The 24,253-nt window shown below is 72.2% G+C and carries 25 protein-coding genes; 11 read left to right on the forward strand and 14 right to left on the reverse strand.

Going from position 1 to position 24,253, the window contains the following annotated elements; genetic code table 11:
* Window positions 1-30 precede the first annotated feature (30 nt).
* Genes AC3ANR_RS01980 through hpaR form a run of 9 tightly spaced genes read right to left on the reverse strand, consistent with a single transcriptional unit; the run spans window position 31 to window position 7,090 of the window.
* The gene (locus AC3ANR_RS01980; RefSeq protein WP_488290204.1) at window positions 31-813 is read right to left on the reverse strand and encodes a class II aldolase/adducin family protein; all 783 of its coding nucleotides are present in this window, start codon (window positions 811-813) and stop codon (window positions 31-33) included.
* A 10-nt stretch (window positions 814-823) separates the two neighbouring features.
* Window positions 824-1,636 (reverse strand): HpcH/HpaI aldolase family protein, encoded by an 813-nt coding sequence (locus AC3ANR_RS01985; protein ID WP_488290205.1) that lies wholly within the window; start codon window positions 1,634-1,636, stop codon window positions 824-826.
* An 11-nt stretch (window positions 1,637-1,647) separates the two neighbouring features.
* Window positions 1,648-2,448 (reverse strand): 2-oxo-hept-4-ene-1,7-dioate hydratase, encoded by an 801-nt coding sequence (gene hpaH / locus AC3ANR_RS01990; RefSeq protein ID WP_488290206.1) that lies wholly within the window; start codon window positions 2,446-2,448, stop codon window positions 1,648-1,650.
* 2 nt (window positions 2,449-2,450) lie between these two features.
* Window positions 2,451-2,855, reverse strand: a complete 405-nt coding sequence (locus tag AC3ANR_RS01995) for a 5-carboxymethyl-2-hydroxymuconate isomerase (RefSeq protein ID WP_488290207.1) — start codon at window positions 2,853-2,855, stop codon at window positions 2,451-2,453.
* Between the two features lies 1 nt (window position 2,856).
* The gene (gene hpaD / locus AC3ANR_RS02000) at window positions 2,857-3,783 is read right to left on the reverse strand and encodes a 3,4-dihydroxyphenylacetate 2,3-dioxygenase (RefSeq protein WP_488290208.1); all 927 of its coding nucleotides are present in this window, start codon (window positions 3,781-3,783) and stop codon (window positions 2,857-2,859) included.
* Window positions 3,783-5,240, reverse strand: a complete 1,458-nt coding sequence (gene hpaE / locus AC3ANR_RS02005; protein ID WP_488290209.1) for a 5-carboxymethyl-2-hydroxymuconate semialdehyde dehydrogenase — start codon at window positions 5,238-5,240, stop codon at window positions 3,783-3,785. The genes hpaD and hpaE overlap by 1 nt, the downstream gene beginning before the upstream one ends.
* 4 nt (window positions 5,241-5,244) lie before the next feature.
* Window positions 5,245-5,991 carry a fumarylacetoacetate hydrolase family protein gene (locus tag AC3ANR_RS02010; protein ID WP_488290210.1) on the reverse strand — a complete coding sequence of 249 codons (747 nt, stop codon included), beginning with the start codon at window positions 5,989-5,991 and terminating at the stop codon, window positions 5,245-5,247.
* Window positions 5,988-6,599: a fumarylacetoacetate hydrolase family protein gene (locus tag AC3ANR_RS02015; RefSeq protein ID WP_488290211.1), complete on the reverse strand. Its 612-nt coding sequence runs from the start codon at window positions 6,597-6,599 to the stop codon at window positions 5,988-5,990. Before AC3ANR_RS02015 ends, AC3ANR_RS02010 begins: the two co-directional genes overlap by 4 nt.
* On the reverse strand, window positions 6,596-7,090 hold the full coding sequence (gene hpaR, locus AC3ANR_RS02020; protein ID WP_488290212.1) for a homoprotocatechuate degradation operon regulator HpaR: 495 nt from the start codon (window positions 7,088-7,090) through the stop codon (window positions 6,596-6,598). The genes AC3ANR_RS02015 and hpaR overlap by 4 nt, the downstream gene beginning before the upstream one ends.
* 111 nt (window positions 7,091-7,201) lie before the next feature.
* Between hpaR and radA the strand changes: the two genes are divergently transcribed.
* From radA to AC3ANR_RS02055, 7 genes are read left to right on the forward strand one after another with little or no spacing between them, the layout of a single operon-like run.
* Window positions 7,202-8,578, forward strand: coding sequence for a DNA repair protein RadA (gene radA, locus AC3ANR_RS02025; RefSeq protein ID WP_488290213.1), 1,377 nt, complete (start codon window positions 7,202-7,204; stop codon window positions 8,576-8,578).
* Window positions 8,579-8,619: 41 nt separating this feature from the next.
* Window positions 8,620-9,051: a glycerate kinase gene (locus AC3ANR_RS02030; RefSeq protein WP_488290214.1), complete on the forward strand. Its 432-nt coding sequence runs from the start codon at window positions 8,620-8,622 to the stop codon at window positions 9,049-9,051.
* Between the two features lie 36 nt (window positions 9,052-9,087).
* On the forward strand, window positions 9,088-10,023 hold the full coding sequence (locus tag AC3ANR_RS02035) for a branched-chain amino acid transaminase (protein ID WP_488290215.1): 936 nt from the start codon (window positions 9,088-9,090) through the stop codon (window positions 10,021-10,023).
* A 4-nt stretch (window positions 10,024-10,027) separates the two neighbouring features.
* The gene (locus tag AC3ANR_RS02040) at window positions 10,028-10,252 is read left to right on the forward strand and encodes a zinc-finger domain-containing protein (RefSeq protein ID WP_488290216.1); all 225 of its coding nucleotides are present in this window, start codon (window positions 10,028-10,030) and stop codon (window positions 10,250-10,252) included.
* A 58-nt stretch (window positions 10,253-10,310) separates the two neighbouring features.
* Complete coding sequence (waaF, locus tag AC3ANR_RS02045; RefSeq protein WP_488291738.1) at window positions 10,311-11,264, forward strand: lipopolysaccharide heptosyltransferase II; 954 nt, start codon at window positions 10,311-10,313, stop codon at window positions 11,262-11,264.
* Window positions 11,265-11,272: 8 nt separating this feature from the next.
* Window positions 11,273-12,484, forward strand: a complete 1,212-nt coding sequence (locus AC3ANR_RS02050; protein WP_488290217.1) for a YbfB/YjiJ family MFS transporter — start codon at window positions 11,273-11,275, stop codon at window positions 12,482-12,484.
* Window positions 12,474-13,085: a carboxymuconolactone decarboxylase family protein gene (locus tag AC3ANR_RS02055; protein ID WP_488290218.1), complete on the forward strand. Its 612-nt coding sequence runs from the start codon at window positions 12,474-12,476 to the stop codon at window positions 13,083-13,085. The genes AC3ANR_RS02050 and AC3ANR_RS02055 overlap by 11 nt, the downstream gene beginning before the upstream one ends.
* Here the strand turns inward: AC3ANR_RS02055 and AC3ANR_RS02060 are convergent.
* Together AC3ANR_RS02060 and AC3ANR_RS02065 are read right to left on the reverse strand one after the other, a co-directional pair.
* Window positions 13,073-14,254, reverse strand: coding sequence for a HAMP domain-containing sensor histidine kinase (locus AC3ANR_RS02060; protein ID WP_488290219.1), 1,182 nt, complete (start codon window positions 14,252-14,254; stop codon window positions 13,073-13,075). The two genes, AC3ANR_RS02055 and AC3ANR_RS02060, sit on opposite strands and share 13 nt — an antisense overlap.
* Window positions 14,255-14,262: 8 nt before the next feature.
* A complete protein-coding gene (locus AC3ANR_RS02065) occupies window positions 14,263-14,985 on the reverse strand; it encodes a response regulator (RefSeq protein WP_488290220.1) in 723 nt (240 codons plus the stop codon).
* A 103-nt stretch (window positions 14,986-15,088) separates the two neighbouring features.
* On the opposite strand from AC3ANR_RS02065, the gene AC3ANR_RS02070 reads away from it, so the two are divergent.
* From AC3ANR_RS02070 to AC3ANR_RS02080, 3 genes are all read left to right on the forward strand, one after another.
* Window positions 15,089-16,543: a class I adenylate-forming enzyme family protein gene (locus AC3ANR_RS02070; protein ID WP_488290221.1), complete on the forward strand. Its 1,455-nt coding sequence runs from the start codon at window positions 15,089-15,091 to the stop codon at window positions 16,541-16,543.
* A gap of 44 nt (window positions 16,544-16,587) precedes the next feature.
* Window positions 16,588-18,171, forward strand: coding sequence for an AmpG family muropeptide MFS transporter (locus AC3ANR_RS02075; protein WP_488290222.1), 1,584 nt, complete (start codon window positions 16,588-16,590; stop codon window positions 18,169-18,171).
* A 77-nt stretch (window positions 18,172-18,248) separates the two neighbouring features.
* Window positions 18,249-19,085, forward strand: a complete 837-nt coding sequence (locus AC3ANR_RS02080) for a M48 family metallopeptidase (RefSeq protein ID WP_488290223.1) — start codon at window positions 18,249-18,251, stop codon at window positions 19,083-19,085.
* A 7-nt stretch (window positions 19,086-19,092) separates the two neighbouring features.
* Here AC3ANR_RS02080 and AC3ANR_RS02085 read toward each other — a convergent pair whose 3' ends face one another.
* Window positions 19,093-19,977 carry a DMT family transporter gene (locus AC3ANR_RS02085; protein WP_488290224.1) on the reverse strand — a complete coding sequence of 295 codons (885 nt, stop codon included), beginning with the start codon at window positions 19,975-19,977 and terminating at the stop codon, window positions 19,093-19,095.
* 37 nt (window positions 19,978-20,014) lie between these two features.
* Here AC3ANR_RS02085 and pyrF point away from each other — a divergent pair, with 37 nt between their 5' ends.
* Window positions 20,015-20,839 (forward strand): orotidine-5'-phosphate decarboxylase, encoded by an 825-nt coding sequence (pyrF, locus tag AC3ANR_RS02090; protein ID WP_488290225.1) that lies wholly within the window; start codon window positions 20,015-20,017, stop codon window positions 20,837-20,839.
* A gap of 84 nt (window positions 20,840-20,923) precedes the next feature.
* Here the strand turns inward: pyrF and AC3ANR_RS02095 are convergent, their stop codons facing one another.
* Window positions 20,924-21,130 (reverse strand): DUF3606 domain-containing protein, encoded by a 207-nt coding sequence (locus tag AC3ANR_RS02095; protein WP_488290226.1) that lies wholly within the window; start codon window positions 21,128-21,130, stop codon window positions 20,924-20,926.
* 121 nt (window positions 21,131-21,251) lie between these two features.
* Window positions 21,252-24,215 (reverse strand): excinuclease ABC subunit UvrA, encoded by a 2,964-nt coding sequence (gene uvrA / locus AC3ANR_RS02100; protein WP_488290227.1) that lies wholly within the window; start codon window positions 24,213-24,215, stop codon window positions 21,252-21,254.
* Window positions 24,216-24,253: the final 38 nt, after the last annotated feature.

The raw sequence follows: 24,253 nt of genomic DNA on the forward strand, positions 1-24,253 counted from the left end.
CGCAGCACACGAAGTGGCAAGCGTGGGGGCTCATGTCTTGTATTCCGTGCCGCAGCGCCGCTCCATGAGGCGCGTCATCGCGTCGAACACGTCCTGGCCGGCGCCGAAGCGCTGGTCGAACTGGAACGAGTCGTCGGTCGTCTTCCTGGCCACCGCTTCGGGGATCGCGATCGCGCGGCCCAGTGCCGCCTGCGCCACCTGCACGTCGCAGGCGCGCTGCAGCGTCCACAGGCGCACGAATGCGAGCGGCAGCGTCGGCCCGGCGGCCAGCAGGCCGTGGTTGCGCAGGATCATCAGCGGTCGGTCGCCCAGGCTGGCCAGCAGGCGCGGCGCCTCGTCGGCATGGATGGTGATGCCCTCGAAGTCGTGGTACGCCACCAGGCCGTGCAGCTGCGCGGAGTAGAAGTTGTTCTGCGCCAGCCCGCCCTCGGTGCAGGCGACGGCCAGCCCGTTGGTGGTGTGGGTGTGCATCACGCAGTGCGCGCCGAGCACGCTCCCGTGGATGGCCGCGTGGATGGTGAAGCCGGCCGGATTGACCGGCCAGGGGTTGGCCGCATCCAGCTTGCGGCCCCGCACGTCGATCTTGAGCAGGTTGCTCGCCGTCACCTCGCTGTAGTGCAGGCCGAACGGGTTGATCAGGAACTGCTGGTCGCCGCGCGTGACGCTGTCGGGCAGGCGCACGGTGATGTGGTTGTAGATCATCTCGGTCCAGCCGAGCATGTCGAAGATGCGGTAGGCGGCGGCCAGCTGCACGCGGGCCTGCCATTCCTCCGGATGCATGTCGGCAGCGCGCGGCTGCAGGACGGCGTTCATGCGGCTCTCCTCAGTAGTTCTGGCCCTTGGCCGCAGGTGCCGGCGCGGCGCCCTTGAACCGGGCGGCCAGGCCGCTGGTGGCCTTGACCATCAGGCTGGTGTCGGTCCCGAGGGCGATGAAAGTCGCGCCCATCTCCACGTGCTTTCGGGCCAGCTGCTCGTCCAGCGTGAGGATCCCCACCGCCTTGCCGGCCGCCTGGATGCGGGCGAAGGCGTCGGCGATGACTTCCTGCATCTCCGGATGCCAGGGGTCGCCCACGTGGCCGAACGCGGCCGACAGGTCGGACGGGCCGATGAAGACGCCGTCGACGCCCTCGACCGCGGCGATCGCGTCGAGGTTGCGGATCGCCTCGCGCGTCTCGGCCTGCACCAGCAGGCACACCTGCTGGTTGGCTTCCTTGGCATAGGCGGCGTTGCGGCCCCAGCCGGACGCGCGCGTGGCCGCCATGCCGCGGATGCCGCCGGGCGGATAGCGCATGCAGCGCACCAGCTCGCGCGCCTGCTCGGGCGTGTCCACCATCGGCACCAGGATGGTCTGCACGCCGGTATCCAGGTACTGCTTGATCAGCGCCTGGCCGACCCAGCCATGGCCCATGGGCACGCGCGCCACGGCGTGCGTGCCCGGATAGGCCGCGATCACCTGGGCCTGCTGCAGCACGTTCATCGGGTCGTTGGGCGTGTGCTCGGCGTCCAGCAGCAACCAGTCGAAGCCGGCCGCGGCGCAGATCTCGGTGTTCAGCGGTCCCATCAGGCTGACCCACAGCCCGTACTGGGTGCGCTTGTCGGCCAGGGCCTGCTTGAAGGGATTGATGGGGGTCTGCATGCTGCCTCCGCTCAGGTGAATCGAAACGTGAACCGGCCCAGCGGGCCGTAGTCGGCCTCGAAGACGTCGCCGCGCCGGGCCAGGGCGGGGCGGGTGAAGGAGCCGGCCAGCACCACTTCGCCGGCTTCCAGGCACTCGCCCCAGGGCGCCAGCTTGCGCGCGAGCCAGGCCACGCCGACCGCCGGATGCCCCTGCACCCCGGCGGCCAGCCCGGTCTCCTCGACCACGCCGTTCTGGCGCAGGATGGCGCCCACCCAGGGCAGGTCGACCTCGCGCGGCGCGACCCGGCGGCCGCCGAGGATGATGCCGGCGTTGGCCGCGTTGTCGCTGATGGTGTCGAACACCTTGCGCATGGCCTGGGTGTGGCGGTCGAACTGCTCGATGCGCGCGTCGATGATCTCGATGGCCGGCTGCACGTAGTCGGTGGCGGCCAGCACCTCCTCGACGTCCACCTGCTCGCCCTGCAGCCGGCGCTTGAGGACGAACGCGAGTTCGACCTCGACGCGCGGCGCGATGAAGCGGTCGGCCGGGATGTCGCCCGGCTCGAAGAACATGTCGTCCAGCAGCGTGCCGTAGTCGGGCTCGTCGATCTGGCTGGACTGCTGCATCGCCCGCGAGGTCAGGCCGATCTTGTGGCCGCGCACCCGGCGGCCCTCGGTGACCTTCATCGCCACCCAGGCGCGCGAGACGGCGTAGCCGTCCTCGATGGTGATGCCGGGGTAGCGCTTGGAGAAGTGCTCGACCTGCACGCGCGTCTGCTCGCTGCGGTGCAGTTCGGCGGCCAGCTGCCGGATGGTGTCGGTGTCGAACATGGTCACTTGTTGAACAGCGGGTGCAGCGTGCTGTGCTTGCCGTCGTACACCTGGCCCGCACTTTCGTCGATCTGCAAGGTGATGCCCACCAGCTCCTGCGCGAAGATGGGCGCGAAGTGCGCCTTCACCACGGCCAGCAGCCGGTCGCCGGCGTCCTTCTTCACGGCCTCGCTGCGGCCGGCGGCCATGCGCACGTTCAGGTACATGAAGCCGTAGTCGGCCTTGCCGTCGGCGACGGCATGGTGGGCCGCGGGATAGGCCAGCACGCGGGTGCCGCCGGTGGGAAAGACCTGCCTGCCGCCCTCGTCCAGGATGGCGAGCATCTCGTCGGCGAGCGCGCGGCACAGGCGCGAGACGTCGGTCTTGCGCTCGAGGTTGGGCGTGTAGAGGATGACGCAGTGCGGCATGTCAGAGGCGCTGCTGGACGCTGGTGTAGCCGTCGGCGGACGAGGCCTGGGCCGGGGGAATCTGCTCGCCGCTGGCGGGCGTGACCGGGAACACCGCGTTGATCTGGCCGGTGCCCGAGGCGCCGAAGTAGGGCGTGACCACCTCGGCGCGGCCGGCGTACTCCGACCAGCCGAGGGCGCCCAGCAGCATCGCGGTGTCGTGCATGAAGCCCTCGCCGTGCCCCTTGGCCGCGTACTCGGGCAGCATGCCGCAGAACTGCTTCCACTCGCCGGCCTGCCACAGGCGCACCACCTCGCGGTCCAGCGTCTCGAGGAACGGGCTCCAGATGCGGAACGCGTACTCGGGCGCCAGGCCGTTCTGCGCGAACCGGTGCGACAGCGACCCGCTGGCGAAGAAGGCGACGGTGCCGTCGTAGTGGTCCTCCACCGCGCGGCGCATCGCCCAGCCCAGGCGGGCGCTGTCGTTGAGGTAGTGCGCCTGGCACAGCGCGGACACCGACACCACCTTGAAGTGCCGGTCGGCGTTCATGTAGCGCATGGGCACCAGCGTGCCGTACTCGGGCGCGAGCGTGGTGCGCTCGTGCGCCAGCGTCTCCACGCCCCAGTCGTTGCACACCTGGGCCAGCAGCCGGCCCAGGTCCGCGTTGCCCGGGAACTCGTAGGCCATGTTGCTGATGAAGTGCGGCAGCTCGTTGCTGGTGTACAGGCCCTGGAAGTGCGGCGCGCAGTTGACGTGGTAGTTGGCGTTGACCAGCCAGTGGGTGTCGAACACCACGATGGTGTCGACGCCCAGCGCGCGGCAGCGCCGGCCGATCTCGACGTGGCCGTCGATCGCGTCCTGCCGGGTGCCGTGGCGCGGGCCGTCCAGCTCCGACAGGTACATCGACGGCACGTGGGTGATCTTGGCGGCGAGTGCGAGCTGGCCCATCAGGTCCCCCAGTGCGGGATGTGGTGCGAGCCCAGCGACACCGCGACGTTCTTGGGCTCCAGGAACACCTCGTGGCTCCAGGTGCCGCCCTCGCGGCCGGTGCCCGAGGCCTTGGTGCCGCCGAACGGCTGGCGCAGATCGCGCACGTTCTGGCTGTTGACGAAGCACATGCCGGCCTCGATGGCCGCGGCGACGCGGTGGGCGCGGCCGATGTTCTCGGTCCACACGTAGCTGGACAGGCCGTACTGGGTGTCGTTGGCGATGCGGATCGCGTCGGCCTCGTCGTCGAACGGGATCAGGCAGGCCACGGGGCCGAAGATCTCGTCCTGCGCGATCTTCATCCGGTTGTCGACGTCGGCGAACACGGTGGGCAGCACGTAGTTGCCCCGCTTCACCCGCTCGGGCAGCAGCGGCGCGTCCAGGCCGCCGCACAGCAGCGTGGCGCCTTCCCTGGGGCCGAGTTCGATGTAGCTGCGCACCTTGGCCAGGTGGGCCGGCGAGACCATCGGGCCGACGATGGTCGTGTCGTCCAGCGGGTCGCCCACGGCGATGCGCCGGGCGCGCTCGGCGAACTTCTGCGCGAAGTCGGCGTAGCTGCGCCTTTGCACCAGGATGCGGCTGCCGGCGGTGCAGCGCTCGCCGTTGTTGGAGAAGATCATGAACACCGCGGCGTCCAGGGCGCGCGCCAGGTCGGCGTCGTCGAACACCACGAACGGCGACTTGCCGCCCAGCTCCATGCTGAACTTCTTCAGCCCCGCTTCCCGCACGATGCGGTTGCCCGTCGCGGTGGAGCCGGTGAAGGAGATCGCGCGCACGTCCGGATGCCGCACCAGCGGCTCGCCGGCCTGCCGGCCGGTGCCGTGCACGATGTTCAGCACGCCCCTGGGAATGCCGGCCTCCAGTGCCAGTTCGCCCAGCCGCGCGGCCGTGAGCGGCGACAGCTCGCTCATCTTCAGCACGGCGGTGTTGCCGAACGCCAGGCACGGCGCGGTCTTCCAGGTGGCCGTCATGAACGGCACGTTCCAGGGCGACACCAGCGCGCAGACGCCCACCGGGTGGAACAGCGTGTAGTTCAGGTGGGTGTCGGTCGGGTAGGTGTGGCCGTCCACCCGCACGCACATCTCGGCGAAATAGTGGAAGTTGTCGGCCGCGCGCGGCACCAGCTGCTTGCCGGTCTGCGCGATCACCTGGCCGGTATCGTCGGTCTCGGTGCGCGCGAGCTCCGGCACATGGGCGGCGATCAGCTCGCCGAGCTTGCGCATCAGCCGGGCGCGTTGCGGCGCGGGCGTCGCGGCCCAGGCCGGGAAGGCGGCCTTGGCGGCGGCGACGGCGGCGTTCACCTCGGCCTCGCCGCCGCTGGCCACCTCGGCCAGCACCTCCTGCGTGGCCGGGTTCACGGTCTCGAAGTAGTCGCGGCCGGCCACCGGCTGGCCGTCGATCAGGTGGTCGATGCGCATGGGGTCATCCAATGGTGTTCACGAGCGCGCCCAGGCGCTCGATCTCGGTCACGACGACGTCGCCGGGGCGGCAGTCGACCACGCCGTCGGGCGTGCCGGTGAGGATCAGGTCACCGGGCTGCAGCGTCATGAAGCTGGAGAAGTACTCGATCAGGAACGGCACGTCGAAGATCATGTCGCCGGTGTGCCCGGACTGGGTGACCCGGCCGTTGACGGTGGTCTGCAGCTTCAGCGCCATCGGGTCGGGAACGTCGGCGCGGTCGATCAGGAACGGGCCGATCGGCGTTGCGCCGTCGCGGTTCTTCACCCGCAGGTTGGGGCGGTACCAGTTCTCCAGGTAGTCGCGCACGGCATAGTCGTTGGCGACCGTGTAGCCGGCGATGAAGTCGTGCGCGTCGTCGCGCCGCACGCGGCGCGCCGTGCGGCCGATGACGACCGTGAGCTCGCACTCGTAGTGCATGAACTGCACGCCCGCGGGCCGCCGCGTGACTCGGCGGTGGCCGGCCAGCGCGCTCTCGCCCTTGAGGAACACCAGCGGCTCCTCCGGGGCCTTGAACGCGAGCTCCCTGGCGTGGTCGGCGTAGTTCAGGCCCAGGGCCAGGATGGTGCGCGGGCGCGCCACCGGCGCCAGCGGCGGCAGCCAGGTGACCGCCTCGGGCGCCACGGCGCGGCCGTCGTCGAGCACCAGCACGCCGTCGCGCTCGACCGCATGCTGGGCGACACCGCCATGGACGATGCGGGCGTGCTTCATGCGGCCTCCCGCGCCAGCAGTTGGGTGAGCGTGCCCAGCCCCGGCGCGCGCAGCTCGATGCGGTCGCCCGGCTGCGCCAAGGGCCGCGGCGCGTCGCAGCCGAGCATCAGCACGTCGCCTTCGCGCAGCGTCATGAATTCGGCCACGTCGGTCAGCAGGCGCGCCGGTTCGCGCACCAGCGCGTCGAAGCGCACGGCCTGGCGCAGCTCGCCGTTGACGCGCACCTCCACCTGCAGCCCGGCCAGGTCGGCCGCGGCGGCGGGCGTGCCCACGCCCAGGAAGCCGTCGAGGCAGCGGAACTTCACCGGCGGCCGAAAGAAGCTCGCGTGCGGCACCGACAGGTCGTTCAGCAGCACGTGCTGCGCGACGCGGCCGCCGGCGCCGATCACCAGCCCCACGGTGGCGCCGATCTCGACCTGCGCCACCGCCGCCGGCACGGGCACCGTGGCGCCGTCGGGGCTGAAGGTGTTGGCCGGCTTGATGTACAGGATGGGCGCCTGCGGCGGCGCCTTGTAGGGCGGCTCGTGCATGCGCGGCGCCAGCGCATCGAACTCGCGGCGGAAATTCAGCAGCGTGCCGTACACGGTGCCGTGCGGCAGCCAGCTCATGCGGCCTCCCGGGCCGGGCGCGCCGCGCCCGCGGCGGGGGTCCGATGCCGATGCGGCGTCATGGGTTGCTCCAGCTCGATCAGTTCGTCCAGCAGGCGGTACAGCTGCGCCAGCTTGGGCTTGCCGAGCGCCTGCTCCAGCCACTGGTAGTGCGCCTCGACGGCCTGCGACAGCTTCTGCACCAGCCGCAGCCCCTTGGCCGTCGCCTCGACGACGGTGCGGCGCTGGTCGGCCGGGTCGCGCTCGCGCCGCACCAGACCGTCGCGCTCCATGCGCGCCAGCACGCCGGTCAGGCTCGGCCCCAGGATGTAGGCCTCGCGCGCCACCCGCCCGGTCTCCACCGTGCCGTGCTCGCCCAGCACCCGCAGCACCCGCCACTGCTGGTCGGACAGCCCGTGCTCGCGCAGCCGCGGCCGGTTGTGGGCCATGACGGCCTCGCGGGCCTGCAGCAGCAGCCGCGGCAGGTTGCGGTGGGTGAAGGTGGTGCTCATCGCGGGTGAATGTTTAACATGTTAAATGATCGGCGGCAAGGGGCCGGGGCGCTGGCCGCCTCCCGCAGCTGCGGGCCGGCGCGCCGCGGTCGCTCGCCTACACTGCCGCGCGTGGCCAAAGACAAGACGACCTACAGCTGCACCGAGTGCGGCGGCACGACCCCGAAGTGGCAGGGCAAGTGCCCCAGCTGCGGGGCCTGGAACTCGCTGATCGAGACCGTGGCCGAGTCGCCGGCCGCGCAGCGGCACCGCTTCGCCGCGCTGGCGCCGACGGCCGCGGTGGCCGTGCTGGCCGACATCGAGGCGGCCGACATCGCCCGCACCCCGACCGGCATCGACGAACTCGATCGCGTGCTGGGTGGCGGCATCGTCGAAGGCGGCGTGGTGCTGATCGGCGGCGATCCGGGCATCGGCAAGTCCACGCTGCTGCTGCAGGCGCTGGACGGCCTGCAGCGCGGCGCCGTGCCGACCCTGTACGTCACCGGCGAGGAGTCGGGCGCGCAGGTCGCGCTGCGCTCGCGCCGGCTGGGGCTGGACAACTCGCAGGTGCAGGTGCTGGCGGAGATCCAGCTGGAAAAGATCCTGTCGACCCTGACGACGTTGCGGCCCGCCGTGGCCGTGATCGACTCGATCCAGACCGTCTACTCCGACCAGCTCACCTCGGCCCCCGGCTCGGTGGCGCAGGTGCGCGAGTGCGCCGCGCACCTCACGCGCGCGGCCAAGGCCACCGGCACCAGCATCGTGCTGGTCGGCCACGTCACCAAGGAAGGCGCGCTGGCCGGCCCGCGCGTGCTGGAGCACATGGTCGACACGGTGCTGTACTTCGAGGGCGACACCCATTCGAGCTTCCGGCTGGTGCGCGCGATCAAGAACCGGTTCGGCGCGGTCAACGAGATCGGCGTGTTCGCGATGACCGAAAGGGGCCTCAAGGGCGTGGCCAATCCCAGCGCGATCTTCCTGTCGCAGCACGTGGAGCCGGTGCCCGGCAGCTGCGTGCTGGTGACGCTGGAGGGCACGCGGCCGATGCTGGTGGAGATCCAGGCGCTGGTCGACACCGGCGGGCCCAGCCCGCGCCGGCTGTCGGTGGGCCTGGAGCGCGACCGGCTGGCCATGCTGCTGGCGGTGCTGCACCGCCACGCCGGCGTCGCGTGCCTGGACCAGGACGTGTTCGTCAACGCCGTCGGCGGCGTGCGCATCAGCGAGCCGGCCGCCGACCTGGCGGCGATGCTGGCCATCACCTCGTCGCTGCGCGGCAAGCCGCTGCCCAAGGGCTTCATCGCCTTCGGCGAGGTCGGCCTGGCCGGCGAGGTGCGGCCCGCCCCGCGCGGGCAGGAGCGGCTGCGCGAGGCCGCCAAGCTCGGCTTCTCGGTGGCCGTGGTGCCGCGCGCCAACGCGCCCAAGAAGGGCACGCGCGACCTCGAGGGGCTGGCCATCCATCCGGTCGACCGCATCGAGGAGGCGCTGGAGGTCGTCCGCGGGCTGGACTGAGCCGCGCTGGGCCGGTCGCGCGCCGGCGCGACAATCGGGGCATGAATTTCCAACGGATCCTCGTTCCGGTCGCGGGGGCGGCCCTGATCGCCTTCGCCTGGCGCGCCTACGGCTGGGCCGGTGTCGCGCTGGTGGCCGGTGGCATCGTGATGTGGGTGCTGCTGCACTTCACGCGCCTCACGCAAGTGCTCAAGCGCGCGTCCGGCCGCCCGATCGGCTATGTCGACAGCGCCGTGATGCTCAACGCCAAGCTGCGCCCGGGCCTGACGCTGCTGCACGTCATCGGTCTCACGCGGGCGCTGGGCGAGCAGCTCTCGGGCAAGGACGAGCAGCCCGAGGTGTACCGCTGGACCGACACCTCCGCCTCGCGCGTGACCTGCCAGTTCGTCGCCGGCAAGCTGTCGCAGTGGTCGCTCGAGCGGCCCGAGGCCGCGGCGGCCGAGCCGGCGGTGGCCGACACGCTCGGCCGGTAAAATCGACCGCTTGCTTTCAATCCAAGGAACACCGAGATGAGCGTCATCCCCTCCATGGCCGACCGCGACGGCAAGATCTGGATGGACGGCGAAATGGTGGACTGGCGCGACGCCAAGATCCACGTGCTCACGCACACGCTGCACTACGGCTGCGGCGCCTTCGAGGGCGTGCGGGCCTACAACACCGTCGACGGCACCGCCATCTTCCGCCTGCAGGAGCACACCGACCGGCTGTTCAACAGCGCCAAGATTCTGCGCATGGCGCTGCCGTTCTCCAAGGAACAGGTCAACGAGGCGCAGAAGGCCGTGGTGCGCGCCAACAAGCTCGAGAGCTGCTACCTGCGCCCGCTCACCTGGATCGGCTCGCAGAAGCTGGGCGTCAGCCCGCGCGGCAACCAGATCCACCTGATGGTGGCGGCCTGGGCCTGGGGCGCCTACCTGGGCGAGGAGGGCATGAAGCGCGGCATCCGCGTCAAGACCTCCAGCTACACCCGCCACCACGTCAACATCACGATGACGCAGGCCAAGGCGGTGTCCAACTACAGCAACTCCATCCTGGCCAACATGGAAGCGCTGGACGACGGCTACGACGAGGCGCTGCTGCTGGACGCCTCGGGCTTCGTCAGCGAGGGCGCGGGCGAGAACGTGTTCGTGGTCAAGGACGGCGTGGTCTACACGCCCGACCTGTCGGCCGGCGCGCTGAACGGCATCACCCGCAACACGGTGTTCCACATCTGCCGCGACCTGGGCATCGAGCTGGTGCAAAAGCGCATCACGCGCGACGAGATCTACATCGCCGACGAGGCGTTCTTCACCGGCACCGCCGCCGAAGTCACGCCGATCCGCGAGCTCGACCGGGTGCAGATCGGCATCGGCTCGCGCGGGCCCGTCACCGAGGCGATCCAGAACGCCTTCTTCGACATCGTCAACGGCCGCAATCCCAAGTACGCCCACTGGCTCACGAAAGTCTGAACCGATGAACGCACCCGCCAGGCAGGAAGCCGTCGTCGAACTGCGCGCCAAGGACCTCAACGGCAACGGCGGCATCTTCTGCCCCAGTCCCGTGGCCGGCATGAAGCTGTGGGACACCCATCCGCGCGTGTTCCTGGACATCGCGCACGCCGGCGGCGCGGCCAAGTGCCCGTACTGCGGCACGGTCTACAAGCTCAAGGCCGGCGAGCAGGTCGACAGCGGCCACTGACCGTTCCGCCGTGACCCGCTCGCTTGTCATCGCCCCGCAATGGATCGGCGATGCGGTGATGACCGAGCCGCTGCTGCGCCGCCTGCAGCACCGGGGCGAGGACCTGACCGTCGCCGCCGTGCCGTGGGTGGCGCCGGTCTACCGCGCCATGCCGCAGGTCGGCCAGGTGATCGAGCTGCCGTTCCGGCACGGCGGCCTGCAGCTGGGCGCCCGCCGGCGCCTGGCCCATGAACTGCACGGCCGCTTCGACACCGCCTACGTCCTGCCCAATTCGCTCAAGAGCGCGCTGCTGCCGTTCCTGGCCAGCATCCCGCGCCGCGTCGGCTACCTCGGCGAGGCGCGCGTGGGCCTGCTCACGCACCGGCTGAAGAACCCCAAGGACCGACCACCGATGGTGGCGTTCTACTCGGCGCTGAGCGGCGAGCAGGACGGCCTGGAGCAGGACCGGCCGCGCCTGCACGTCGCGCGCTCGGACGTCGAGGCCGCCGTGGCGGCGCAGGGCGTGCCCGAGCACGGCTACCTGGTGTTCGCGCCCGGCGCCGAGTTCGGCCCCTCCAAGCGCTGGCCGGAGAAGCACTATGCCGCGCTGGCGGCGTCGCTCGGGCAGCCGGTGCTGCTGCTCGGCTCGGCCAAGGACCGCGAGGTCGGTGACGCCATCGTGCGGGAGGCCGGCGCGCACTGCCGCAACCTGGCCGGCCAGACCTCGCTGGAGCAGGCGTTCGCGCTGATCGCCGGCGCCCGGGCGATGGTGAGCAACGACTCGGGCCTGATGCACGTGGCCGCCGCGCTGGCGTTGCCGCAGGTGGCGCTGTTCGGCTCCTCGAGCCCGCTGCACACGCCGCCGCTCAACGACCGGGCGCAGGTCGTGTGGCTCAAGCAGGATCCGGACTACCAGCCGCCGCTGGACTGCGCGCCGTGCTTCCAGCGCGAGTGCCCGCTGGGCCACCACCGCTGCCTGGAGGACCTGGCGCCCGAGCGCGTGGCCCGGCTGCTGCAGGCCGAGCGCCCCTGAGAGCCGCCATGGACCGCCGACCCGAGCCCGCGCCTGCCTTGCCCGCCTGGGCGATCGGCGGCGCCGGGCTGCTGTCGCTGGCGGTGGCGATGGGCATCGGGCGCTTCGCGTTCACGCCCATGCTGCCGCTGATGGTGCAGGCCGGGCTGCTGGACGTGGCCGCCGGCGGCTGGGTGGCGGCGGCCAACTACGCCGGCTACCTGGCCGGCGCGCTCACCGCCGCGCGCACCGGCTGGCCGGCGCCGCGCCTGGCCGCGATCGCGCTGCTCGCCACCGCGCTGCTCACCGCGGCGATGGCGTGGCACGGGCCGCTGGCGTGGTGGATCGCGCTGCGCTTCCTGGCCGGCGCGGCCAGCGCCTGGGCGTTCGTCGCCACCAGCGTGTGGTGCCTGGCGGCGCTGGCGCAACGCCCGCCCGGGCCGTGGAACAGCGCGCTGTACGCGGGCGTGGGCGCCGGGATCGCGCTGGCCGGCCTCGACTGCCTGGCCGGCGGCGCGGCCGGCTGGAGCGTCACGGGGCTGTGGCTGCAGCTGGCCGTGCTCGCCCTCGCGCTCGCCGCGCCGGTGCTGCTGGTGCTGCGCCGGCTGCCGGCCGCCACCGGCGCGCCGCCCGCGGCCACCGCCGCCGCCGCGCCGGGTGCCGGCGGGCATCGCGGCCTGGTGCTCTGCTACGCGATGCTGGGCTTCGGCTACATCCTGCCCGCGACCTACCTGCCGGTGCTGGCGCGCTCGCTGGTGCCCGATCCGCGCTGGTTCGGCCTGGCGTGGCCGGTGTTCGGCGCCACCGCGGCGGTCTCCACGCTGGTGGCGGCCCGCGTGCTGCAGCGCGTCTCGCGGCTGCAGGTCTGGTCGGTCTCGCACCTGCTGATGGCGGTGGGCGTGCTGCTGCCCAGCGTGTGGCTCACCGGCTGGGCCATCGCGCTGTCCGCGCTGCTGGTGGGCGGCACCTTCATGGTGGTCACGCTCGCCGGCGTGCAGGAGATCCGCGCCCGCAGCGCGGCCCACGCCACGCGCATGGTCGGGCGCATGACGGCCGCCTTCGCCATCGGCCAGATCGCCGGCCCGGTGCTGTCCACCACGCTGCTGCGCGTCACGCCGGCGCACGGCCTTGACCTCGCGCTGCAGGCCGGCGCGCTGGCCCTGTTCGCCAGCGCGCTGTGGCTGTGGCGCGCCGCTTCGCAACCCGCACGCCCGCTCCCGGAGACCTCCCATGCCCGCTGACACCGATTCCGCACTGCGCCAAGGCGCCGGCTCGCCCTGGCGCGAGCGCATGCCGCTGCCCGAGCCGGCCGCGATGAACGACGCGCAGCGTGCCGCCGCGCAGGCACTCGTCGACGGCCCGCGCAAGGGCGTGTACGGCCCGTTCCTGCCGCTGCTGCGCTCGCCGCAGCTGCTCGATCGCGTGGCCGGCGTGGGCGAATACCTGCGCTTCGGCAGCATCCTGCAGGCGCGGGTGCGCGAGCTGGCCATCTGCGTCGCCGCCCGCCACGTGGGCAACCAGTTCGAGTGGCAGATGCACGCGCCGCTGGCCGTGCAGGCCGGCGTCGACGCGCAGGCGATCGAGGCGCTGGCCCAGGGCGCGCGGCCGCAGGCTCTCGCCGACGACGAGGCGCTGGCCCACGACTTCGCCACCGAGCTGCTGCACAACCACGGCTGCAGCGAGCCGACCTATGCCCGCGCGGTGGCCCTGTGGGGCGAGCAGGGGGTGGTCGAACTCGCGACGCTGGTGGGCTACTTCGTGATGGTGTCCTGGCTGATGAACGTGGCCCACACCCCGGCGCAACGGGCCGGCGGCCCGGCGCTGCCCGCCTACCCCGTCTGAGCCTGCGGCAGGCGCAGCACGAAGCAGGCGCCGCCGCCGTCGCGGCCCTCGCAGTGCACGGTGCCGTGGTGCCGCTGCGCGATCGAGCGCACCAGCGCCAACCCGAGGCCCACGCCGCCCTCGCGCTCGCTGGCGCCGGGCAGCCGGTAGAACGGCTCGAAGATGCGCTCGCGCTGGTCGGGCGGCACGCCCGGGCCGCGGTCGCACACGCGCAGCACGGCGTGGCCGCCGTCGCGGCGCAGTTCCACGTCCACCGGGCCGCTGCTGTAGCGGCGGGCGTTCTCCAGCAGGTTGCGGATCGCGCGGCGCAGCAGCTTGGCCACGCCGTCCACCGCCACCGACGTGCCGGCGGCCTCCAGCTCGGCGCCCGTGCGGGCGCATTCCTCGGCCGCCAGTCCGGTCAGGTCGATCGGCTCGAAGGTGCCGATGTCGGTCTCGCGCGCGTCCAGCCGGCTGGCCAGCAGGATCTCGTCGATCAGCTGGTCGAGCTCGCCGATGTTGCGCAGCATCTCGTGCCGCTGCGCCTGGCTGGGCGGGCCCTCCATTAGCTCCAGCCCCATGCGGATGCGCGCCAGCGGCGAGCGCAGCTCGTGCGATGCGTTGGCCAGCAGCGACTTGTGGCTGCGCACCAGCGACTCGACGCGCTGGGCGGCGTGGTTGAAGCGGCGGGCGAGGAACGCCACTTCGTCGCTGCCCGATTCGTCCACGCGCGCGCCCAGGTCGCCTTCGCCCCAGCGCTCCACGCCCCGGCGCAGGTTCTCCAGCCGCTGGGTCAGCCGGCGGATGATCGGGTAGGTGGCGATCGCCACCGCCAGGCCGACGATCGTGAGCATCAGCAGGAACGGCGTGCTGCCGCGACCCCAGGGCGGGCGCGGCGGGGGCGGCGGCTCGCCCGGCGCGCGGGCCCGCGGCGGCAATTGCACGACGACCACCCGGCCGTCGTTCATCGCCACCTGGAACTCGATGCCCTGGCCGGGCACGCGCACCGGCCGCGTGCGCGCCTGGCCCAGCACCGCGCCGGCCTCGCTGCGGATGATCACGTCGCGCGGCTGGGGCTGCTGCTCCTCGGCGATCTGGTGCAGCAGCCAGCCGGCGGCGGCCGTGAGCACGGCCACGCCGACCACGACGGCGAACCAGATGCGCAGGTACAGCGGCAGGCGCAGGGTCACGGGCGGGCTCAGTCCTGCTGCTTGGCGAACACGTAGCCGACGCCGCGCACCGTGAGGATGCGCTTGGGGTTCTTCACGTCGGCCTCGATGGCCGCGCGGATGCGCCCCATGTGCACGTCGATCGAGCGGTCGAACGCCTCGAGCTCGCGGCCGCGCACCGCTTCCATGATCTGGTCGCGCGTGAGCACGCGGCCGGAGCGCTCGGCCAGCGCGACCAGCAGGTCGAACTGGTAGGAGGTGAGCTCGCGCAGCTCGCCCGCCACGGTGACGGTGCGGGCGTCGCGGTCGATCTCCAGCGAGCCGAACCGCATGTGCTTGGCCGGCGCCGGGGCGCCCTCGCCGCGGCGGCGCAGGATGGCGCGGATGCGCGCCAGCAGCTCGCGCGGCTCGAACGGCTTGGGCAGGTAGTCGTCGGCGCCGATCTCCAGGCCCACCACGCGGTCCATCGGGTCGCCCTTGGCGGTGAGCATCAGCACGGGCACGCGCGCCGCCTCGCCGCCCATCGCGCGGATGCGCCGGCACACCTCGAGCCCGTCCAGGTCGGGGAGCATCAGGTCCAGGATCACCAGGTCCGGCAGCCGGCTGCCGGGCGGCTCCTGCAGCAGCCCGAGCCCCGCCTTGGCGTCCACCGCCTGCGTGACGGCGAACCCCGAGCGCTCGAGGTACTCGCCCACCATCTGGGCCAGCCGCGCATCGTCTTCGATCATCAGGAGGTTCTGCATGGGGGGCATGGTAATCAGCCCCGTCGCACGACGGGGGCACGCGGGGACAGCATCATGCCGGGGTCGCACCGGCGCTTGTCGCAGCGGTAAAGTTAGGTAAATGGCCGTCGCAATGTCCGACCCCCGCACGCTGCCGGAAGTGCTCGCCCGCCAGGCGCGGCTGCGCGGCGACGCGCCGGCGGTGATCTTCGAGGGCGAGGTCCATTCCCACGCGATGCTGGCCGCGCGCGCCGAGGCGCTGGCCGGACGCCTGTGGACCGACTGGCGGGTGCGCGCCGGCGACCGCGTCGCCTGGCTCGGCCTGAACCACGTCGAGCAGCTCGTGCTGCTGTTCGCGCTGGCGCGCATCGGGGCCATCCTGCTGCCGCTCAACGTGCGCCTCGCGCCCGCCGAATGGGACCAGCTGGTGGCGGACTGCCGGCCGGCGCACGTGGTCCACGACGATGCGTTCGCCGAGGCCGCGCGCGGACTGGCGTCGCGCCATGGCTTGCCTGCGCATCCGGTGCAGGATCTGCGGCAGGACGACCCCGGCCCCGGTGCACCGCTGCTGGCCGACGCCGACGCGCCGGTGCTGCTGGTCTACACCTCCGGCACCACCAGCCGGCCCAAGGCCGCGGTGCACACCCAGGGCAACCTGGTGGCCAACATGCGGATCGCCGCCCGGGTGCAGGCGATCACGCCCGCCGACCGGGTGCTCACGGTGCTGCCGCTGTTCCACGTCGGCGGCCTGTGCATCCAGACGCTGCCCGCGCTGTTGCAGGGCGCCGCGGTCATCCTGCATCCGCGCTTCGCGCCCGAGGCGACCTTCGAGGCGCTGGCGCGCCACCGCCCGAGCCTGACGCTGCAGGTGCCCGCCACGATGAAGGCGCTGGTCGAGCACCCCGGCTGGGCGGGCGCCGACCTGGCGGGGCTGCGCGCGGTCTGGGCCGGCTCCAGCCTGCTGCCGGCCGCGCTGATCGAGGCGTTCCATGCGCGCGGCGTGCCGGTGTGCAACGTCTATGGCGCCACCGAGACCGGGCCGTTCTCCATCGCGCTCGGCCCGGCCGAGGCGATGCGCCGGGCGGGCTCGTGCGGCTGGCCGGCGCCCGAGGTCGAGGTGACGCTGGCGCCGTCGGGCGAGGTCTGGGTGCGCGGGCCGAACGTGGTGCGCCGCTACTGGCCCGACCAGCCCGCGCTCGATGCGCAGGGCTGGTTCCACACCGGCGACCTGGCCAGCCGCGCCGACGATGGCTGCTACAGCATCGTCGGCCGCGCCAAGGACCTGATCATCTCGGGCGGCGAGAACATCCATCCGGCCGAGATCGAGGCGGCGCTCGCCTTGCACCCGGACGTGCTGGAGTGCGCCGCCTTCGGCGTGCCCGACGCGCAGTGGGGCGAGGCGGTCGCCGCCGCCGTGGTGCTGCGCCCCGGCGCCGGCGCGGACGACCAGGCCCTGCGCGCGCACCTGGCCGCGCGGCTGGCCCGCTACAAGCTGCCGCGCCACTGGCTGCGCGTGGACACGCTGCCCCGGACGGCGCTGGGCAAGGTGCAGCGGGCTTCGCTCGCGGCGCTGCTGCCACCGCGCTGACGCCGGCGCCGCGGGCGGCGCGGGCCGCTGCCTAGAATCCACGCATGACCGATGTCTCCCAGCGTGCCGCCCGCCGATTCGACATGGGGGCGCTGCACCGGCTGGTGGTCGTCGCGGTGCTCGGCTTCGCCTCCGGCCTGCCGCTGGCGCTGACCGGCCAGGCGATGCAGGCCTGGCTCACCGCGGAGAAGGTGGACGTGGCCACCATCGGCATGCTCAGCATCGTCGGGCTGCCCTACACCTTCAAGTTCCTGTGGGCCCCGCTCATGGACCGCTTCGAGCTGCCGTGGCTCGGGCGCCGGCGCGGCTGGCTGGTGCTCACGCAGCTGCTGCTGGCCGGCGCGCTGTGGTGGATGGCCGGCGTGTCGCCCTCGGCCGCCACCCGCAGCTTCGCGCTGCTGGCGGTGCTGGTGGCCTTCCTGTCGGCGTCGCAGGACGTCGTCAACGACGCCTACCGCACCGACCTGCTGCATGCGCAGGAGCGCGGCCTGGGCTCCTCGCTCAACGTCATGGGCTACCGGATGGCGATGATCCTGTCCGGCGGCATCGCCTTCATCTGGGTCGACCCCACGCAGGGCGGCGACTGGAGCTGGCCGCAGGTCTACGGCTTCATGGGCTGGATCATGGTGGGCGCGGCGGTCCTGAGCGTGGTGCTGCTGCCGCGGCTGCCGGCCGTCGACGTGCCGCGCACGGTGCCGCGCCACGACGTCCTGGGCTTCGGCGCCGTGCTGCTGGCCGTTGCCGCCGGCTTCCTCCTGAGCGAGCGCTTCGCCCCCGGCACCGCGCGCCTGCTGGCGGCGCCCTTCCTGGCTGGCGCGCCGACGCCGCTGCAGCAAAAGTGGATCGACCTGGTCGCGCTGCTGCTGGGCATCGCGGTCACGCTGCCGCTGGCGGCGTTCGCCGCGCGCAAGGCGCGGTTCGAGACCCTGCTGGGCGGCCTGCGCAGCTATTTCGCCCAGCCGGGCGCGGCGGCGTTCCTGGTGCTGATCGTCCTGTACAAGCTGGGCGACGCCTTCGCCGGCTCGCTGATGACGCCGTTCCTGCTGCAGGCGATGCAGTACACGACGGCCGAAGTCGGGGTGGTCAACAAGATCATCGGCCTGTGGCTCACGATCCTGGGCGCGCTGCTGGGCGGGGCGCTGATGATCCGGCTGGGACTGTGGCGCGCGCTGCTGCTGTTCGGGCTGCTGCAGATGCTGAGCAACCTGGGCTTCTGGTGGCTGGCCGTCAGCGGCAAGGGCCTGATTCCCGGCGTGGTGATCCCGGCGTTCGACTGGGGGTTCGTCAAGCTCGCGCACGCGGCCGACGTCGACGGCGGGCTGCTGTTGGTGGTGGCGCTGGAGAACGTCACCGGCGGCATGGGCACGGCGGCGTTCCTGGCCTTCCTCATGAGCCTGTGCAACCAGCGCTTCACCGCCACCCAGTTCGCGCTGCTTTCGGCCTTCGCCTCGGTCGGCCGCGTGTGGGTCGGCCCGCTGGCCGGCGTGGTGGCCGAGTCGATCGGCTGGCCGCCGTTCTTCATCCTGTCCACCGTGCTGGCCGCGCCGGCGCTGGCCATGCTGTGGTGGCTGCGGCGGCCGATCCGCGCGCTGGAAGTCGACCCCGACGCCCCCGTGCTGGACGACTGAGGCGTTGGCGGCGGTCCGAGCCGCGCCGGGGGTCTTGTCCGACAGTTGCTCGGCCGCCCCCTTCTATGATCGGACGCATGTGCCAGCAGTGCTACGCCAAGTCGTCCCCGTGGATGCCGCGCCGCGGGTTCCTCGCGCTTGCGGGCGCGGCCGCCGTCACCCCCGCCCTGGCGCAGGTGGACGTGGGGCCGCCGTCCAAGATGCGCGGCCTGGTGCCCGCCGACGAGATCGAGGCCGCGTCCGCGCAGCAGTACTCGCAGCTGCTGGCCAAGGCGCGCCAGCAGGGCGCGCTGGCCCCCGAGAACCATCCTTCGCTGCAGAAGCTGCGCGGCATCGCCCAGCGCATGATCCCGCAGGGCCTGCGCTTCAACGACCGCGCGCGGAGCTGGCGCTGGGAAGTGAACCTGATCGGCAGCAAGGACATCAACGCCTTCTGCATGCCCGGCGGCAAGATCGCCTTCTTCTCCGGCCTGCTCGAGCAGCTCAAGCTCACCGAGGACGAGGCCGCGATGGTCATGGGCCACGAGATGGCCCACGCCCTGCGCGAGCATGCCCGCGCCCGCGTGGCCAAGGAGCAGGGCACGGGCGCGCTGCTGCAGCTCGGTGCGCAGCTGTTCGGCCTGGGCCAGCTCGGCCAGCTGGGCGCCGACATCGGCACCCAGCTGATCACGCTGCGCTTCTCGCGCGAGGACGAGACCGAGGCCGACCTGATCGGGCTGGAGATCGGCGCGCGCGCGGGCTTCCTGCCCGATGCGGCCGTCAGCCTGTGGGAGAAGATGGGCCGCGTGGCGGGCGGCAACGGCGGCCCCGGCTGGCTGTCGACGCACCCGAACGGGCCCGACCGGCTGGCGCGCCTGCGCGACAACATCCCCAAGGTGCGGGGCCTGTACCAGCAGGCGGTGGCGGGGCGCTGAGGCGCCGCTAGCGGCCCGCGCGCGCCGGCCACAGCACCGACGCGATCGCCACCACCATCAGCGCCACGGCGGCCCCGTCCTGCCAGTGCAGGGCTTCCTTGAGCCACACCGCGCCGGCGAACACCCCCAGCACCGGGATGAACATCACGCTGAGCGTCGAAGCCAGCGGCGGCAGCGAGCGCGCCAGGAAGAACCAGGCCGCGTGCGCGAAGCCGAAGATCAGCACGGCATTGAACGCGATGGCCCCCGACGCGGCCGGCCCCGGCAGCGCCCACTGCGAGCGCTCGAACAGCAGCGACAGCACCGACATCACGACGGCGGTCAGCGCCGTCATCCAGAACGACAGCGTGAGCGTGGGCCGGTCGATGGTGGTGCGCCGCAGCTGCTGCGTACCCAGCGCCCAGGTGGCGGCGGCGATGAGCGCCAGCACCACGCCCACCGGCCGCCCGGCCAGTTGCGTGAGCTCGTGCCACAGCAGCAGCGCGACGCCCAGCGCCGCCGCCCCGACGCCGATCCAGGCCCGGCGGTGCAGCGGCGTGGCAAAGAACAGGGCGCCCAGCAGCGCCGAGAAGATCGGCATCGTGTAGCCCAGGATCGCCGCCCGGCCGCTGGAGAGCGTGCGCACCGCCAGGATGATGCAGGCGTGCCAGACGAACATGTTGGTCGCGGCCAGCCAGAGCAGCTGCGGCCAGTCGCGGCGCGGGATCGTGAACGGCACCTTCAGCACCACCAGGGCCAGCGCCAGCACCGGCAGCCCGAGCCAGATCGACAGGGCGCGGAAGGTGAGCGGGGGGTAGTCGGTCACGCCCAGCTTCATCACCGGCCAGTTCAGGCCCCACACCAGCGTCAGGAGGACGAGGAGGACGAGCTGCTGGCGGCTGAGGCGGTGCATGGGGGCGGATTGTGGTCGATCCCTACAATCGATGCCCATGACTTTCGTGGAGATGCTGCACGACGCGCAACAGCGCAACGCGTCGATGCTGTGCGTGGGGCTGGACCCCGAGCCCCGGCGCTTTCCCGAGTCGATGCGCGGCGACGCCTCGCGCATCCACGAATTCTGCGCCCGCATCGTGGACGCCACCGCGGACCTGGCCATGGCCTTCAAGCCGCAGATCGCCTACTTCGCCGCCCACCGCGCCGAGGCGCAGCTGGAGCGCCTGATCGCCCACATCCGGCGCGTCGCGCCGCACGTGCCGGTGATCCTGGACGCCAAGCGAGGCGACATCGGCTCCACCGCGGAGCAGTACGCGGTCGAGGCGTTCGAGCGCTACGGCGCCGACGCGGTGACGCTGTCGCCCTTCATGGGGTTCGACTCCGTGCAGCCGTACCTGAAGTACCCGGGCAAGGGCGCCTTCCTGCTGTGCCGCACGTCCAACCCGGGCGGCGACGACCTGCAGAACCAGCGCCTGGCCTCGGTGGACGGCACGCCGCTGCTGTACGAGCACGTGGCGCGGCTGGCGCAGGGGCCGTGGAACGTGAACGGCCAGCTCGGGCTGGTGGTGGGCGCGACCTACCCGGCCGAGATCGAGCGGGTGCGCGCCCTGGCGCCCACGGTGCCGCTGCTGATCCCGGGCGTCGGCGCCCAGGGCGGCGACGCGCAGGCCACCGTGCGGGCCGGCTGGCGGGCCGATGCACCGATCGTGGTGAGCTCGTCGCGCGCGATCCTCTATGCGTCCGGCGGCGCCGACTTCGCCGATGCCGCGCGGCGCGAGGCGGAGACGACGCGCGCCGCGCTGAACGCCGCGCGCGCCTGACCGGCGCGATCCCGGCGGAAGCCGGCGCCCAAAGTGGCGCCTCACGCGCCGCGGGGCTCGCGGGTCAAGACCGCGAAGGCCCGGTCAGCCCTTCTTCAGTGCTTCCTTCACCCGGTCCGCGTTGGTCGTCGTGCGCACGCCCTTGAGGTGCGCCTCGACGTCGGACGGGTTGTCGCCGACGGCGCGCACGGCTTCCTTCAGTTCCTCGGGCGTGGCGTCCAGCTTGCGCGCCCACTGCTCGGCGGCGGCAGGGTCGTTGACGTCGATGCGGTCGGTGGTGGTGTCGGCCATGGGGGATCCTTTCCTGGCCGACGACGCTACCGTGCCGCGCTGCGTGCGCCTGTAGGTCGCCGTCGCGATGCAGGGGGGCGGGCGCGGCCGGCCTTCGACCGCGACCGGCCCGGGCCGCCGGTCACAGCAGCCGGCTGAGGTACTTGCCCGTGTGGCTGGCCGGGTTGGCCGCCACCTGCTCCGGCGTGCCGGCCGCCACCACCGTGCCGCCGCCGGCGCCGCCTTCGGGGCCCATGTCGATCACCCAGTCGGCGGTTTTGATCACGTCCAGGTTGTGCTCGATGATCACGATCGTGTTGCCGGCATCGCGCAGCTGGTGCAGCACCTTCAGCAGCAGGTCGGTGTCGGCGAAGTGCAGCCCGGTGGTCGGCTCGTCCAGGATGTACAGCGTGCGCCCGGTGTCGCGCTTGGACAGCTCCAGCGCCAGCTTCACGCGCTGCGCCTCGCCGCCCGACAGCGTGGTGGCCGCCTGGCCGAGCTTGACGTACGACAGGCCCACGTCCAGCAGCGTCTGCAGCTTGCGCGCGATGGCCGGCACGGGCTTGAGGAATTCGTGGGCGTCCTCGACGGTCAGGTCCAGGATCTGCGCGATGTTGCGGCCCTTCCACTGCACCTCGAGGGTCTCGCGGTTGTAGCGCTGGCCCCGGCAGACGTCGCACGGCACGTACACGTCGGGCAGGAAGTGCATCTCCACCTTGACCACGCCGTCGCCCTGGCAGGCCTCGCAGCGGCCGCCGGCGACGTTGAACGAGAAGCGCCCCGGGCCGTAGCCGCGTTCCTTGGCGGTGGAGGTCTCGGCCATCAGCTCGCGGATCGGCGTGAACAGGCCGGTGTAGGTGGCCGGATTGCTGCGCGGCGTGCGGCCGATCGGCGACTGGTCGACGTTGATCACCTTGTCGAAGTGCTCGATGCCGTCGATCTCGTCGTGCGGCGCGGGCTCCTCGTGCGCGCGGTACAGCGTGCGCGCCACCGCCGCGTACAGCGTGTCGTTGACCAGCGTCGACTTGCCCGAGCCGGACACGCCCGTCACGCAGGTGAGCAGGCCCACCGGGACGTCGACGGCGACGTCCTTCAGGTTGTTGCCGCGCGCGCCCGTGATGCGCAATCGCTGCACCTCGCCCGGCTTGCCGCCCTCGAGGGGCAGCCAGGGCGTGCGCTGCTTCGGCACGGCGATGGTCAACCGGCCCGACAGGTACTTGCCGGTGAGCGAGTCCTCGCTGGCCTCGATGTCGGCGGGCGTGCCCTGCGCCATCACCCGGCCGCCGTGGATGCCGGCCCCCGGGCCCATGTCGACCACGTGGTCGGCGGCGCGGACCATGTCCTCGTCGTGCTCGACCACCAGCACGCTGTTGCCGATGTCGCGCAGGTGCTTCAGGGTGGCGATCAGCCGGTCGTTGTCGCGCTGGTGCAGGCCGATGCTGGGCTCGTCGAGCACGTACATCACGCCGGTCAGGCCCGAGCCGATCTGGCTGGCCAGGCGGATGCGCTGCGCCTCGCCGCCCGACAGCGTCTCGGCGCTGCGCTCGAGGCTGAGGTAGTTCAGGCCGACGTCGTTGAGGAACTTCAGCCGCGCCGCGACCTCGCGCACCACCTTGTCGGCGATCTCGGCCTTGGCGCCGGTCAGGTGCAGCTGCTCGAAGTACTGCAGGCACTCGCGCAGCGTGGCGCGGCCGATCTCGTAGATGGTGCGGGCCTGCTCGCCGGCGCCCACGCGCACGTGCCGCGCCTCGGTGCGCAGGCGCGTGCCGCCGCAGTCGGGGCAGGGCTGCATGGCGCGGTAGCGGGCCAGCTCCTCGCGCACGGCGGCCGAGTCGGTCTCGCGCCAGCGCCGCACCATGTTCGGGATCACGCCCTCCCACGGATGCTTCCTGGTGACCTTCTTGCCGGCGGAGGCGCCCGACTCCATCACGTACTGGAAGCGGATCTCCTCCTCGCCCGAGCCGCGCAGCACCGCGGCCTGCAGCGGCGCGGCCAGCTGCTCGAACGGCTCGTCGACGCTGAACTTGTAGTGCTTCGCCACGCTCTCGAGCAGGCTGAAGTAATAGGGATTGCGCCGGTCCCAGCCCTTGATGGCGCCCGAGGCGAGCGACAGCGAGGGAAACGCCACCACCCGCTGCGGATCGAAGATCTCCAGGTGGCCCAGGCCGTCGCAGGACGGGCAGGCGCCCACCGGCGAGTTGAACGAGAACAGCCGCGGCTCCAGCTCGCTGATCGAGTAGTGGCAGATCGGGCAGGCGAACCGGGCGTTGAACAGGTGCTCCTGGCCGCTGTCCATCTCCAGCGCGACGGCCCGGCCCTCGGCCAGCCGCAGCGCGGCCTCGAAGCTCTCGGCCAGGCGCTGCTGCACGTCGGGGCGCACCTTGAGCCGGTCGATCACGACGTCGATGTCGTGCTTCTCGGTCTTCTTCAGCTTGGGCAGCTGGTCGGCCTCGTGGTTCTTGCCGTTGATGCGAAAGCGGATGTAGCCCTGGGCCTGCATCTGCGCGAACACGTCCTCGAACTCGCCCTTGCGCTCGCGCGCGATCGGCGCCAGCACCATCAGCCGCGTGTCGGCGGGCAGCGCCAGCACCGCATCCACCATCTGCGAGACGGTCTGCGAGGTGAGCGGGATGTCGTGCGTGGGGCAGTAGGGCGTGCCGGCGCGGGCGAACAGCAGCCGCAGGTAGTCGTGGATCTCGGTCACCGTGCCCACGGTCGAGCGTGGGTTGTGGCTGGTGGCCTTCTGCTCGATCGAGATCGCCGGCGACAGGCCCTCGATCAGGTCCACGTCCGGCTTGTCCATCAGCTGCAGGAACTGGCGCGCGTACGCCGACAGGCTCTCGACGTAGCGCCGCTGCCCCTCGGCATACAGCGTGTCGAAGGCCAGCGACGACTTGCCCGAGCCGGACAGGCCGGTGATCACCACCAGCCGGTTGCGCGGCAGGTCCAGGTCGATGTTCTTCAGGTTGTGCGTGCGCGCGCCGCGGATCGCGATGCGCTGCGCCTCCAGGGAGCGGCCGAGGTACCGGCCTTCGTCGGTCTCGGGGAGCTTGCCGTCGCGGGAGGAATTCACGTCTGGGAAGGGGCCTGGCGGGGAACCGGACATGATAGCCCGGCACGTGCGGCCGGTGCCACCCGCCCGGT

The organism is Ramlibacter sp. JJN2-2R, from assembly GCF_057747835.1.

Coding starts and splice junctions, on each gene's coding strand:
- AC3ANR_RS01980 (WP_488290204.1), bottom strand. CDS start 813: ATGAACGCCGTCCTGCAGCCGCGCGCTGCCGACATGCATCCGGAGGAA.
- AC3ANR_RS01985 (WP_488290205.1), bottom strand. CDS start 1,636: ATGCAGACCCCCATCAATCCCTTCAAGCAGGCCCTGGCCGACAAGCGC.
- hpaH (WP_488290206.1), bottom strand. CDS start 2,448: ATGTTCGACACCGACACCATCCGGCAGCTGGCCGCCGAACTGCACCGC.
- AC3ANR_RS01995 (WP_488290207.1), bottom strand. CDS start 2,855: ATGCCGCACTGCGTCATCCTCTACACGCCCAACCTCGAGCGCAAGACC.
- hpaD (WP_488290208.1), bottom strand. CDS start 3,783: ATGGGCCAGCTCGCACTCGCCGCCAAGATCACCCACGTGCCGTCGATG.
- hpaE (WP_488290209.1), bottom strand. CDS start 5,240: ATGCGCATCGACCACCTGATCGACGGCCAGCCGGTGGCCGGCCGCGAC.
- AC3ANR_RS02010 (WP_488290210.1), bottom strand. CDS start 5,991: ATGAAGCACGCCCGCATCGTCCATGGCGGTGTCGCCCAGCATGCGGTC.
- AC3ANR_RS02015 (WP_488290211.1), bottom strand. CDS start 6,599: ATGAGCTGGCTGCCGCACGGCACCGTGTACGGCACGCTGCTGAATTTC.
- hpaR (WP_488290212.1), bottom strand. CDS start 7,090: ATGAGCACCACCTTCACCCACCGCAACCTGCCGCGGCTGCTGCTGCAG.
- AC3ANR_RS02030 (WP_488290214.1), top strand. CDS start 8,620: ATGAATTTCCAACGGATCCTCGTTCCGGTCGCGGGGGCGGCCCTGATC.
- AC3ANR_RS02035 (WP_488290215.1), top strand. CDS start 9,088: ATGAGCGTCATCCCCTCCATGGCCGACCGCGACGGCAAGATCTGGATG.
- AC3ANR_RS02040 (WP_488290216.1), top strand. CDS start 10,028: ATGAACGCACCCGCCAGGCAGGAAGCCGTCGTCGAACTGCGCGCCAAG.
- waaF (WP_488291738.1), top strand. CDS start 10,311: ATGACCGAGCCGCTGCTGCGCCGCCTGCAGCACCGGGGCGAGGACCTG.
- AC3ANR_RS02050 (WP_488290217.1), top strand. CDS start 11,273: ATGGACCGCCGACCCGAGCCCGCGCCTGCCTTGCCCGCCTGGGCGATC.
- AC3ANR_RS02055 (WP_488290218.1), top strand. CDS start 12,474: ATGCCCGCTGACACCGATTCCGCACTGCGCCAAGGCGCCGGCTCGCCC.
- AC3ANR_RS02065 (WP_488290220.1), bottom strand. CDS start 14,985: ATGCCCCCCATGCAGAACCTCCTGATGATCGAAGACGATGCGCGGCTG.
- AC3ANR_RS02070 (WP_488290221.1), top strand. CDS start 15,089: ATGTCCGACCCCCGCACGCTGCCGGAAGTGCTCGCCCGCCAGGCGCGG.
- AC3ANR_RS02075 (WP_488290222.1), top strand. CDS start 16,588: ATGACCGATGTCTCCCAGCGTGCCGCCCGCCGATTCGACATGGGGGCG.
- AC3ANR_RS02080 (WP_488290223.1), top strand. CDS start 18,249: ATGTGCCAGCAGTGCTACGCCAAGTCGTCCCCGTGGATGCCGCGCCGC.
- AC3ANR_RS02085 (WP_488290224.1), bottom strand. CDS start 19,977: ATGCACCGCCTCAGCCGCCAGCAGCTCGTCCTCCTCGTCCTCCTGACG.
- pyrF (WP_488290225.1), top strand. CDS start 20,015: ATGACTTTCGTGGAGATGCTGCACGACGCGCAACAGCGCAACGCGTCG.
- AC3ANR_RS02095 (WP_488290226.1), bottom strand. CDS start 21,130: ATGGCCGACACCACCACCGACCGCATCGACGTCAACGACCCTGCCGCC.
- uvrA (WP_488290227.1), bottom strand. CDS start 24,215: ATGTCCGGTTCCCCGCCAGGCCCCTTCCCAGACGTGAATTCCTCCCGC.